The organism is Kocuria sp. CPCC 205260 (assembly GCF_040981045.1).
Taxonomy (GTDB): domain Bacteria; phylum Actinomycetota; class Actinomycetes; order Actinomycetales; family Micrococcaceae; genus Kocuria; species Kocuria palustris.
Window position 1 is genome coordinate 181,154 of record NZ_JAVKPT010000001.1, and the last position, 11,846, is coordinate 192,999.

At 71.1% G+C, this 11,846-nt stretch carries 7 protein-coding genes; 3 read left to right on the forward strand and 4 right to left on the reverse strand.

Going from position 1 to position 11,846, the window contains the following annotated elements:
- The first annotated feature begins 94 nt into the window (after window positions 1-94).
- Window positions 95-1,438 (forward strand): APC family permease, encoded by a 1,344-nt coding sequence (locus tag RF645_RS00750; protein ID WP_368818388.1) that lies wholly within the window; start codon window positions 95-97, stop codon window positions 1,436-1,438.
- On the opposite strand, the gene hisS is transcribed toward RF645_RS00750, so the two are convergent.
- On the reverse strand, window positions 1,422-2,780 hold the full coding sequence (gene hisS, locus RF645_RS00755; protein WP_058870959.1) for a histidine--tRNA ligase: 1,359 nt from the start codon (window positions 2,778-2,780) through the stop codon (window positions 1,422-1,424). The genes RF645_RS00750 and hisS overlap by 17 nt on opposite strands.
- A gap of 245 nt (window positions 2,781-3,025) precedes the next feature.
- Between hisS and RF645_RS00760 the strand changes: the two genes are divergently transcribed.
- On the forward strand, window positions 3,026-4,849 hold the full coding sequence (locus RF645_RS00760) for a DUF349 domain-containing protein (protein WP_368818389.1): 1,824 nt from the start codon (window positions 3,026-3,028) through the stop codon (window positions 4,847-4,849).
- Between the two features lie 183 nt (window positions 4,850-5,032).
- On the forward strand, window positions 5,033-5,716 hold the full coding sequence (locus RF645_RS00765; RefSeq protein ID WP_368818390.1) for a hypothetical protein: 684 nt from the start codon (window positions 5,033-5,035) through the stop codon (window positions 5,714-5,716).
- Window positions 5,717-5,786: 70 nt separating this feature from the next.
- Here the strand turns inward: RF645_RS00765 and RF645_RS00770 are convergent, their stop codons facing one another.
- From RF645_RS00770 to secD, 3 genes are all read right to left on the reverse strand, one after another.
- Window positions 5,787-8,420: a bifunctional (p)ppGpp synthetase/guanosine-3',5'-bis(diphosphate) 3'-pyrophosphohydrolase gene (locus RF645_RS00770; protein WP_368818391.1), complete on the reverse strand. Its 2,634-nt coding sequence runs from the start codon at window positions 8,418-8,420 to the stop codon at window positions 5,787-5,789.
- Window positions 8,421-8,545: 125 nt separating this feature from the next.
- Window positions 8,546-9,643 (reverse strand): protein translocase subunit SecF, encoded by a 1,098-nt coding sequence (gene secF, locus RF645_RS00775; RefSeq protein ID WP_368818392.1) that lies wholly within the window; start codon window positions 9,641-9,643, stop codon window positions 8,546-8,548.
- The gene (secD, locus tag RF645_RS00780; RefSeq protein WP_368818393.1) at window positions 9,643-11,805 is read right to left on the reverse strand and encodes a protein translocase subunit SecD; all 2,163 of its coding nucleotides are present in this window, start codon (window positions 11,803-11,805) and stop codon (window positions 9,643-9,645) included. The genes secF and secD overlap by 1 nt, the downstream gene beginning before the upstream one ends.
- Window positions 11,806-11,846: the final 41 nt, after the last annotated feature.

The following is an 11,846-nucleotide window of genomic DNA, read 5'->3' on the forward strand; positions in this document are numbered from 1 at the left end:
GGGGATCTGTAGCGTCGCCGCCGTCGAGTCTACAAGCCGGGGATGACGCTCGCCCCACGGACCCGGCCCCACCGCCGCGCCGCCCAGGAGATCCGTGAACGCCTCGCCCGCCCAGCCTCCCGCCGCCTCCCCCGCACACGATCCGGACGAGCTCGCCCGCAGGCTGGGCACCTCCGACGCTGCCGTCATCGGCGTGGGATCGATGGTCGGCGCGGGCGTCTTTGTGGCCTTCGCCCCGGCCGCCGCGCACGCAGGCTCGCTGCTGCCGGTCGCGCTGCTGCTGGCGGCCGTCGTGGCCTGGTGCAATGCGACCTCCACGGCTCAGCTGGCCATGGTCCACCCGAGCTCCGGGGGCACCTACGTCTATGCGAACCGCCAGCTGGGGCAGTGGGCGGGCTTCACCGCCGGCTGGGGCTTCGTGACCGGCAAGACCGCCTCGGCCGCCGGCATGTCGATGGCCTTCGGCCTCTACGCCGCCTCTCTGCTCGGGATCGACGACGCCGATGCCGCAGCCCGAGCCCTGGCGGTGGCCGCGATCGTGGTGCTGACCGGTGTCAATCTGGGCGGGATCACCCGCACCGCCGGGCTCACGCGGATCCTGGTCTCCGTGGTCCTGCTGATCCTGGCCGTCGTGGCGGGTCTGGCCGCAGCCGCCCTGAGCGCGAGCACGATGTTCGGCGCGGGTCCTTCGGTGCAGGAAGGCGGGGGCGGTGCCCTGGGCGTGCTGCCCGCTGCGGGTCTGCTGTTCTTCGCCTTCGCCGGCTACGCCCGTGTGGCCACCATGGGCGAGGAGGTCCGGGACCCGCAGCGCACCATCCCGCGGGCGATCCTGGGGGCGCTGGCCTTCGTGCTCGTGGTCTACCTGGTGCTCGCTGTCCTGCTGCTCGGGCTGCTGGGGGCAGGAGGGCTGGCGGACTCGTCGGCCCCGTTCCTCTCGGCCTCCCAGGAGATCTCCGTCCGGCTGGGACTCGGCGACGGCGCGGCGACGGCCCTGTCCGCGGCGGTGACGGTCGCGGCGGCGGCCGGGGCGCTGGGCGCCCTGCTGGCCCTGGTCGCCGGGATCTCGCGCACGACCCTGGCGATGGCGCGAGAGCGCGACCTGCCGGGGTACCTGTCCCGCATCTCGGGACGGCAGGTGCCGTGGGCCTCGGAGCTGACCACCGCCGTGGTCGTGATCGCGCTGATCGTCCTCACCGACCTGCACACCGTGATCGGCTTCTCGTCCTTCGGCGTGCTCGTCTACTACGCGCTGGCCAACCTCTCGGCGCTGACCCTGCGCGAGCGCCCGCGCTGGGCGCCCAGGGGCCTGAACATCGTGGGCCTGATCGGCTGTCTTCTGCTGGCCTTCACGCTGCCGTGGCAGTCCGTGGCCGTGATGATCGGGATCTTCGCCGTGGGATTCGCGGGGCGGGCGATCGTGCTCAATCGGCGGAGCTGACCGGCGCGCCGACCGACGGGCGCAGGTCCTCAGTCGGGGGCATCCAGGAGGCCGGATCGGCCGGAACCTGCTCGCCGGAGCGGATGTCCTTGACCTCGTGGGTCACCGCGCCCGACTCGTCGCGGGTCGAGAACCAGACGAACGGGATCCCGCGGCGATCGGCGTGGCGGATCTGCTTGCCGAACTTGGCGGCCGAGGCCGAGACCTCGCAGGAGATGCCGCGGGAACGCAGCTGCTGGGCGACGTCCTGCGCCTCGGACCAGGAGTCCTCATCCACCAGGGAGATCAGCACGGCGGTGGGCACCGAGCGCGAGGCCTCGGCCAGCCCCTGCGAGAGGATGCGCGAGACCAGGCGGGTCACACCCACCGAGAGCCCCACGCCCGGGAAGGTGCGCTTGCCGGAGGAAGCCAGCGACTCGTAGCGACCGCCGGAGCACACCGAGCCGAGCTTCTCGTGGCCGACCAGCACGGTCTCGTAGACGGTGCCGGTGTAGTAGTCCAGGCCGCGGGCGATCGACAGGTCAGCCACGAGCTTGCCGGGAGCGCGGCGCACGGCCTCGGCGACGACCTCCTCGAGCTCGGCCAGGCCCTCGTCGAGCAGCTCGTCCTGGACGCCGAGGGCGCGGACCTGCTCCACGAAGGAGGCGTCCTCGGTGCGGATGCTCGCCAGCTTCAGCGCGGCGTCTGCCTGCTCCTGCGTGGCGCCCACGTTCTCGATGAGGTTCGCCGCCACGGCCTGGGCGCCGATCTTCTCGAGCTTGTCGATCTCGCGCAGCACGGCGGGGGCGTCGTGGAGGCCGATGCCGCGGTAGAAGCCCTCGGCGAGCTTGCGGTTGTTGACCCGCAGCACGAACTCCGGGATGGGCAGCTTCGAGAGGGCGTCGATGATCACCAGGGCCATCTCGACGTCGTAGCGGAACGGCAGTGCGCCGTCGCCGACGACATCGATGTCCGCCTGCGTGAACTCGCGGGCGCGGCCCTCCTGGGGGCGCTCGCCGCGCCAGACCTTCTGGATCTGGTAGCGGCGGAACGGGAAGTTCAGGTGCCCGGCGTTGTCCACGACGTAGCGGGCGAACGGCACGGTGAGGTCGAAGTGCAGCGCCAGCTGGCCCTCCTTGGGACCGCCGTCCTCGTCCTCCTGCAGACGGGAGACGCCGTAGACCTCCTTGTCGATCTCGCCCTTGCGCAGCAGCTGATCCACGGTCTCCACAGCGCGGGTCTCGATCGAGGAGAACCCGTGCAGCTCGAAGGTCTCCCGCAGCGTGTCGAGCACGTGCAGCTCCACGAGCCGCTCCTGCGGGAGCCACTCGGGGAAGCCGGAGAGGGAGGTCTTGCTGGCCATGGGGCGTCGTCTCCTGAGGATGCTGAAGGGGGTGGGCACACAGTACGGGACCGTCCGAACCATCTTAGGCGCCGTGGGATGCCGGGGCCGAGGAGCACCGATTCCTGGGGGCCGTCGTCCCGTCTGGCTACGATGGGCCGCGTACAGCGTCCGCGCGCAGCCAGCGCCGGGCCACGACAGGCTGCCGAGCGCCCCCGGAGCGAGCTCCGGGATCGCGGGTCGGCACGAGCGAAAGAGTTCCAGCGGTGACTGAGCGTCTCGAATCCGACGACAACTTCCTCCCGGCGACCGAAGCGGCCGCCGATCCCGACTCCGCGGCTGCCGAGGCTGCGGCTGATGCCGACGCCGCCCAGGCGGAATCGGCTGCGGGCGAGACCACGGTGGCTGAGCGGGCCGAGGAGGAGCAGACCCGCATGGCCCAGGCGCAGGCCGACGGCGAGGACGTGGCCGGCGAGATCGCCGATGCCGTCGCCGTCGAGGAGGCCACGGCCGCAGAGGAGAAGGAGGCCGCGGATCAGGCTGTGATCGAGCAGGCCGGTGCCGCCGAGGACGGCGAGCCGTCGGCCTCCACCGTCCCGGCCGCCGAGGCCGAGTCCCCGGCTGAGGAGACCGCAGCCCCCGCCGAGCCGCAGCCCACAGAGTCGGAGAAGGCCCCCGAGCAGGCCGCCGCCCAGGAGGCCGCCGCCCAGGAGGCCGCCGCGCGCCCGTCGGCTCCGTCGCCGGCTGCGCCCACGCCCGCTTCCGCCGCGCAGGCCCCCGCGCCCTCGAGCGCACCGGCTCCGTCCACGCCCGCGCCGTCCGCGGACGTGACCCCCGAGCAGCTCGAGGTGGCCCGCGCCTTCGCCGAGGTCGACGACGACGGCAGCGTGCACCTGCTGATCGACGGCGAGAAGGTCCTGGCCGGACAGGTCCCGGACGTGCCGAAGGACGAGGCGCTGGCGTACTTCGCCAAGAAGTTCCTGGAGGCGCGCACCCAGGTCGAGCTGCTCGAGCAGCGCGTGGCCGCCGGCGCTCCCGCCGGGGACCTGACCCGCAGCCTGGATCGCGTGAAGTCCCAGCTGGGTGAGCGCAAGCTCGTCGGCGACGTCCCCGCCCTGGAGGCCCGCCTGGAGGCGCTGCGCCCGCGCATCAAGGAGCTGGAGGCCGAGCACCGCAAGGCTGCCGATGCCGCCCGCGCCGAGAACCTGGCCCACCGCGAGGCCATCGTGGCGGAGGCCGAGCAGATCTCCGCGCAGGAGCCCGAGAAGACGCAGTGGAAGCAGTCCACCGCTCGCATGAACGAGCTCTTCGAGGCCTGGCAGGCCCATCAGAAGTCGGGCAACCGGCTGTCCCGCAAGGACGAGGAGTCCCTGTGGAAGCGCTTCCGCGGCGCTCGCACCACGTTCGACCGCCACCGTCGCGCGTTCTTCTCCAAGCTCGACGAGCGCAACGCCGAGGCCAAGAAGACCAAGCAGAAGCTGATCGCCGAGGCCGAGGCCCTGCAGTCCTCGACCGACTGGGGCCCCACCTCCGGCAAGTATCGCGATCTGATGGACCGCTGGAAGGCCGCCCCGCGCGCTGGGCGCAAGGACGACGACGCCCTGTGGGCCCGCTTCCGCGCAGCCCAGGACGTGTTCTTCAACGCCCGCAAGGAGGCCGACAAGGCCGTGGACCGCGAGTTCGCGGCCAACCTCGAGCTGAAGGAGGCCCTCGTCAAGGAGGCCCGCGAGCTGCTTCCGGTCACGGACGCCAAGGCCGCCAAGAAGAAGCTGTCCTCCATCCAGGCCCGCTGGGAGGAGATCGGCAAGGTCCCGCGCGGCGACTTCAAGCGCATCGAGAACGAGCTCGGCGAGGTCGAGGACGCCGTCCGCGAGGCCGACTCCGGCGGTCGCATCAAGGCCGCTTCGCAGACCGAGGTCCGCTCCAACGCCATGACCGCACAGGCGGAGGAGAAGCTGGCGGATCTGCAGGCCAAGAAGGAGGCCGCCGAGTCCGCCGGCGACACCGCCAAGGCCAAGAAGCTGGACAAGGAGATCGAGAGCGCGCAGTCGATGCTCGAGATGATCCGCCGCTCCGCCGCCTCGCTGTGAGCTGACCGCCTCTGCCGCGCCGGCTGAGGCGCCCCGCCCGATGGCCCCGATCCGTCCCAGGATCAGGGCCATCGGCATGTTCGGAAGGCCCTGCCGTCGAACGCGCCCGCTTCTGCCCTGAAGCCATCCACAGGCGGAGGAGCATCCGCTCGGTGGGCCGCGATCCGGTGTGGACTGTCCGGCATGACGCATCCTCTGCTCGACCCGCGGTACGCCCACGCTGCGACCGCGCTGCCGCCGGCGGCCGCAGGACCGGCCGGCGGCATTCTGTCCCTCCCCGACGATGAGGCACCGCGCTGGGCAGAGCTCTCCGCTCTGGAGCGCTCGGCCCTGCAGCGTGACGACCTGGCGGTCCCGCTGCTGGGCGGGATCTGCAGCCCGCGTCTGCTTCCGGTGACCCGTGCCGACCGTGCCCGGGCGATCCGTGCCGTCGTGCCGGAGGCAGTGCTGGAGCACGCGGTGCTGCACCGCACGACCGCCGCCTGGTTCCTGTCCTGCTGCCCGGCTCCGCAGCGTCTGCACCTGATGGTCCATCGCCAGCGGCGCACGACCACCCGCCCGGTCGATCCTCAGCTGGAGGGTCTCGCTTGGGAGGTCCGACAGCTGGTCCACGAGCCGCAGGACGTGGATCGGCTGCACGGTCTGCAGGTCACCACGCCGCTGCGCACCGCAGCGGATCTGGCCTGCTGGGAGGACCCGACTGCCGTGCCCGCCCTGGAGCAGCTCCTGGAGGCCCCGCATCTGGGTGTGGAGCCGCAGGCGGTCACGGACCTGCTGCGGCAGCGGTCCCGGCTTCCGGATCGACGCAGGGGAATGGTCACGCTGCGCAGTGTCTGTCGGAGGCTCGGACTGGTCGTGCCGCGCTGAGCTGCCGAGGGACAGCAGATGCGCGGCACAGACCCCTCAGGCACGAGCTGCGCAAGCCGCGGCTCAGTGCTCAGGCCTCCGCGGTGGAGAGCCTGCGCTGGCCGGAGGTGCGATAGACGTCGTAGACGCCGTCGATCCGGCGGACCTGGTTCAGCACGTGATTGAGGTAGCGGGCATCGCCCATCTCGAAGGCGAAGCGGGAGATCGCCACGCGCTGCGTGGAGGTCGCGACGTTGGCCGAGAGGATGTTGACGTGGTTCTCCGAGAGCACCCGGGTGACATCGGAGAGCAGCGAGTTGCGATCCAGCGCCTCGACCTGGATCTCGACCAGGAACACCGAGGCCTGGGTGGGGGCCCAGTGGACCTTGACCAGGCGCTCTGGCTCCTTCTGCGCGGCGATGTTCGAGCAGTCGGCCCGGTGCACCGAGATGCCCTGCCCGCGGGTCACGAAGCCGACGATCTCGTCCGGGGGCACCGGCGTGCAGCAGCGGGCGAGCTTCACGTAGACGTCGCTGGCGCCGTCCACGGCCACGCCGGAGTCGACCACGCGGGAGCGCACCGGCTGGATGGGCGTGGAGGTGTCGTCGATCTCCTCGGCCGAGCCCTCCTCGCCGCCGGCCGATTCCACCAGCAGGTCCACGACCTGCCGCGCCGTGACCGAGTCGGTGCCGATGGCCTCGTAGAGCTCGGCGATGTCCGACTTGTTCAGCGTGTGCGCCGCTGAGACCAGAGCCTCCTGCGTGACCGTGCGCTGCAGCGGCAGGTGGTGCTTGCGCAGCGCACGGGTCAGCGACTCCTGGCCGCGCTCGATGGCCTCCTCGCGGCGCTCCTTGGAGAACCACTGCTTGATCTTGGACCGGGCCCGCGGCGAGGAGACGAACTTCAGCCAGTCCTGCGACGGCCCGGCCGCCTCCGACTTGGAAGTCAGCACCTCGACCCAGTCGCCGTGCTGCAGCTCGGAGGACAGCGCCACGAGCTTGCCGTTGACCCGCGCACCGATGGTCTTGTCGCCGACCTCCGTGTGCACGGCGTAGGCGAAGTCCACCGGGGTGGAGCCCACGGGCAGCGCCATGACATCGCCCTTGGGCGTGAAGACGAAGACCTCCTTGGTGTCGATCTGGTAGCGCAGCGAGTCCAGGAACTCGGTCGAGTCCCGCGTCTCGTCCTGCCAGGACACCAGGGACTTCAGCCAGCCGATGTCATCGGCATCCGCCTTGGCCGCGGGGCCGTCGGCGGCGCCGGAGGCCTTGTACTTCCAGTGCGCGGCCACGCCGTACTCGGCGCGCTGGTGCATGTCGTGGGTGCGGATCTGGATCTCGACCGGGCGCCCGTTCGGTCCCAGCACCGTGGTGTGCAGCGACTGGTACATGTTGAACTTGGGCATGGCGATGTAGTCCTTGAACCGCCCCGGCAGGGGCCGCCACCGCGCATGCAGGGCACCGAGGGCCGCATAGCACTCGCGCACCGTGCCCACGAGCACGCGCACGGCCAGCAGGTCCTGGATCTCGTCGAAGTCCTTACCCCGCACGACCATCTTCTGGTAGACGGAGTAGTAGTGCTTGGGGCGCCCCGTGATCGTGGCCTCGATCTCGGCCTTGTCCAGGTCCTCGGCCACCAGGGAGCGGATCTGGGCCAGGTTGCGCTCGCGCTGGGGCTGGCGCTCCCCCACCATCCGCACGATCTCCTCATAGATCTTGGGATACAGCGCCGCGAAGGACAGATCCTCGAGCTCCCACTTGATCGTGTTCAGGCCCAGGCGGTGAGCCAGCGGAGCGAAGATCTCCAGGGTCTCGCGCGCCTTGCGCCCCGAGGACTCCTGGGACACGAAGCGCCACGTGCGGGCGTTGTGCAGCCGGTCGGCGAGCTTGATCAGCAGCACGCGGATGTCCTTGGCCATGGCCACGATCATCTTGCGCACGGTCTCGGCCTGCGCGTTCTCCCCGTACTGCACCTTGTCGAGCTTGGTCACGCCGTCGACGAGCGCCGCGACCTCCTCGCCGAACTCCTCGGTGAGGTCCTCGAGGGTGTAGTCGGTGTCCTCGACCGTGTCGTGCAGCAGCGCGGCGACCAGCACCGGGCCGGTCATGCCGAGCTCGGCCAGGATGGTCGTCACGGCCACCGGATGAGTGATGTACGGGTCGCCGCTCTTGCGCTTCTGCCCCTGGTGGCGCTCATCGGCCACGGAGAACGCGCGCTGCAGGACCGCCAGGTCCTCGTCGGGAGCGTTCTCGCGCACGGTGCGCAGCAGCGGCTCGATCAGCGGGGACGACGAGATCGAGGCCCCCGACAGGTACGACAGCGTGGAGCGGGTGCGCTCCGAGCGCCCCGGGAACACCGCGCGGCCGAAGACCGGGCGCGAGGCGGGCACGACCCAGTGCGTGCCCCCGGCGCTCGAGCCCGTGCGACGCCGCGCCGCACGCTCGGCCTCCTCGGCCTCGAGCTGGCGGGACCGGCGCTCGATGGCCTCGTCCGGGTCGTCGGCGGCGGAGTCGGCGGTCGCCTTCGAGGCGGCACCGAAAGTCACCGAGGCTTCCGGGGCCGCCGCGACGGAGTCGCTGTCGCCTGACCGATCGGCGGAGGGCTGCGGCGAGGTCTCCGCCGAGGCGCCCTCCTGGGCGGGCTCGACGGCTTCGGCGGAGGGTTCGGGCGCGCGCGGAGGCCGCCCCCGGCCGTCGTCGATGACTCCCCTGCGGCCCTCGATCATCTCCGCCTCCTGTTCTCGGTCCGGCCAGGTTCAGCGCCCGGCCCTTCCACGCGATCCCCGAAGTGGATCAATCCGGCAATTGTAGGACTACCGGGACATGCTCCAGACCACATCGGGCCGCATCCTCAGGCTGTGGAGCCCCCGGCGCGGGTCGTGGTCGCACCTGTGGTGACGCTGCCCGCGGCCTCGTCGTCGAGCGGCACCTCGGTGTCCTCGCCCGAAGCACCGGAGCGGCCGGCGGAGGCCTCGGCAGCCTCGTCGATCCGGCGCACGGCCGGTTCGCGGGAGCGCAGCGCCGCATACAGCGGCGTGGCCACGAACAGCGTGGCCAGCGTGCCGTAGATGATGCCCACGAACTGCGACAGCGCCAGGTCCTTGAGCGTTCCTGCACCCAGCAGCGCGGCGCCGATGAACAGGATGGCGCCCACGGGCAGCAGGCCCACGATCGAGGTGTTGATCGAGCGCACCAGCGTCTGGTTGGCCGCCAGGTTGATCTGCCCCAGGAACCCGCGCTGCCTGCGGGAGGCCGGCGCGGAGCCGTCGAGCAGGCCCTTGGTGTTCTCGCGGACCTTGTCGAAGACGACCACGGTGTCGTACAGCGAGTACGACAGCACGGTCAGGAAGCCGATGACGGCCGAGGGCGTGACCTCGAAGCCCACGAGCGAGTAGGTGCCCACGGTGAGTGCCACCGTGACGAACACGCCTGCCATCGAGGCCACGGACATCTTCCAGGTGCGGAAGTACAGAGCCATCACGACCGCGGTGAGCACCAGGAAGATCACCAGGCCGCGCAGCATCTGCTGCGAGATCCCCGCGCCCCAGGTGGGGCCCACGAAGTTCGAGGTGACGTTCTCGGCCGGGACGTCATAGGCCTGGGCCAGGGCGTCGCGGACCTCCAGGGTCTGCTCGTCGTCGAGCTGCTCCGTCTGGGCGCGCATGGTGCCCGGGGCGATGTTGGTGACCTCGCCCTCCTCGGTGGCACCGGTGTCCTGCAGCGCCTGCTGGCCGACCTGCGGATCGTCGTCGGCCACCGAGGAGATCGTGAACTCGGAGCCGCCGGTGAAGTCGATGCCCAGGTTGAAGCCGCCCTTGACCACGGGGATCAGCAGGCTGATGACCACGAGCACGCCGGCGATGGCCAGCCACAGCCCGCGGCGGGGCACGAAGCCGAAGGAGCGACGACCGCTGTAGAGGTCGTTGCCGAAGTCTGAGAAGCGGGACATCAGGCGTCCTCCTCGTTCGTGCGTCGGTCGGAGGCCGGGCGGGTCGCTTCTGGGTCCTGCGGGGGCGGCGGGCCCGACGGCGATGACTCGCCTGCCGCGCGCCGGGCCCGACGGCGGCGCTCGGCCACGGTGAGACCGCGCTCGTCGTCCGGGGCCCCCGCGCTGCGGCGGGAGGGCCTGCCCGCAGCAGCGCTCGAGCCGGTGCTCTGAGCCTCGGTCGCTGCCTTGCCGGGCCCGGGAGAGTCCTCTGTCACTGCAGCACTGTGCGCCGCGGAGCTCTCGGGGGCGCTGTCGTCGTCGGGCTCCGTGGAGGCCGCGTGCTCCGTGCGGGAGCTGAGCGGCGAGGACGCGCCCACGAGCTCCTGCTCGGCCGGGGCGCTCTGCACGGCGGACTCCTCCGCCACGGCACCGGCGGCCGGGTCCAGGTCGTCCGGGGTGCGGGTGCGACCGGCGCCGCGGTAGAACGGCACGGCGTCGAGGGACTCGGGATCCAGCCCGGAGCCCTTGCGGCCCTGAGTGAAGAAGCGGGTGCGCGAGAGCAGGACCATGACGGGATGGGTGAACAGGAACACGACCACCAGGTCGATCACCGCGGTCAGGCCCAGAGTGAACGCGAAGCCGCGCACGTTGCCCACGGCCACGAAGTAGAGCACCACCGAGGCGATCAGGTTCACGGACTTGGAGGCGATCACGGTCTGACGCGCGCGCTTCCAGCCGTGATCGATGGCCGCTGGGATCGTGCGCCCGATGCGGATCTCATCGCGGATGCGCTCGAAGTAGACGATGAACGAGTCGGCGGCCATGCCGATCGACACGATCAGGCCGGCCACGCCCGCCATCGACAGGCGGTAGTTCATGCCCCAGCCCAGCAGCACGATGGCCAGCCAGGACGCCACGCCCAGCACCACGAGCGAAGCGATGGTCACCAGGCCCAGCAGGCGGTACTGGAACAGGCAGTAGACGGCCACCAGGACCAGGCCGATGAGCCCGGCGATGACGCCCCAGCGCAGCTGATCGGCGCCCATGGTGGCCGAGATCTGCTGCTCCGAGGAGATCTCGAAGCTCACGGGCAGCGAGCCGTAGCGCAGCTGCTCGGAGAGGAACTGCGCGTCCTCCTCCGTGAAGGAGCCGGTGATCTGCGCCTGGCCGTCGGGGATGACCGCGTCCATGGACGGTGCGGAGATGACCTCGCCGTCCAGCAGGATCGCGAACTGGCTGCGGGGGTCCCCGGGGCTGGTCTGACCGATCGAGTTCAGGCGCTCGGAGAGCTCCTTGAAGGTCTGGGTGCCTTCCTCGTTGAACTGGATGTTCACGGCGTACTGGCCGGTGGTCGTCCCGTTGGCACCCTGGGCCATGCCGTACGACGAGTCCGAGATATCGGTGCCCTCGAGCTCGATCGGGCCGAGGATGTACTTGCCGCCGCCGCTGGGATCGCAGGCGACGATGGCCGCCTCCGGGTCCTGGGCGGCGCGCTGCTCGGGGGTCTGCGGCTGCGTGCAGTCCGTGGCCTCGTACTTGGCCATCAGATCGCCGTCGACCCAGTTGGGGTCCGACGAGTCCGTGGGCTCGCCGTCCGGCTCGACCTGCTCGTCCTCGGGGGTGCGCTCGTCCTCCGGAGTGGCCTCGGCGGGGCCGACCATCAGCACGGGTCGGAAGCTCATCTGCGCCGAGGTCTGGATCAGGTCCCGGGTCTCCTGATCGGGCGTGCCCGGCATGGACACGACGATGTTCTCGCCGCCCTGGGTGGAGACCTCGGCCTCCGAGACGCCGGAGCCGTCGACGCGCTGGCGGATGATCTCCACCGCCTGGTCGAGCTGCTCCTGGGATATCTCCTCGCCCTCCTGCTGACCGGTCAGCTCAGGGGTCAGGATCATCTGCGTGCCGCCCTCGAGGTCCAGCGCCAGGCGCGGCCCCCAGCCGGTGTGGCCCTGACCTGCGCCCCAGCCCAGCACGCCGAGCATGGCGACCAGCAGCACGAACATGCCCACGAGCGAGCCTCGAGCAGTTCTCACCGCCCGGTGCAGCTCGGTGCCGCCGAGCTGACGACGCTGCGCCCGCTGGGCCGTCGTCTCCTGCTCGCTGCGGCGCGGCTTCTTCTTCCGGTCCCCCGGCTCGCGGCCGGGGGTGCTCGCGGACGAGCGATCTTCTGGCGATGTCGACATCGGGGCGCAGATCCTTGCGGGGTTCGAGGGGGCTGTGAAGC

Bases quoted from the DNA above. Each gene is read 5' to 3' on its own strand.
- RF645_RS00770 (WP_368818391.1), bottom strand. From the start codon at position 8,420: ATGATCGAGGGCCGCAGGGGAGTCATCGACGACGGCCGGGGGCGGCCT.
- RF645_RS00765 (WP_368818390.1), top strand. From the start codon at position 5,033: ATGACGCATCCTCTGCTCGACCCGCGGTACGCCCACGCTGCGACCGCG.
- secF (WP_368818392.1), bottom strand. From the start codon at position 9,643: ATGTCCCGCTTCTCAGACTTCGGCAACGACCTCTACAGCGGTCGTCGC.
- hisS (WP_058870959.1), bottom strand. From the start codon at position 2,780: ATGGCCAGCAAGACCTCCCTCTCCGGCTTCCCCGAGTGGCTCCCGCAG.
- secD (WP_368818393.1), bottom strand. From the start codon at position 11,805: ATGTCGACATCGCCAGAAGATCGCTCGTCCGCGAGCACCCCCGGCCGC.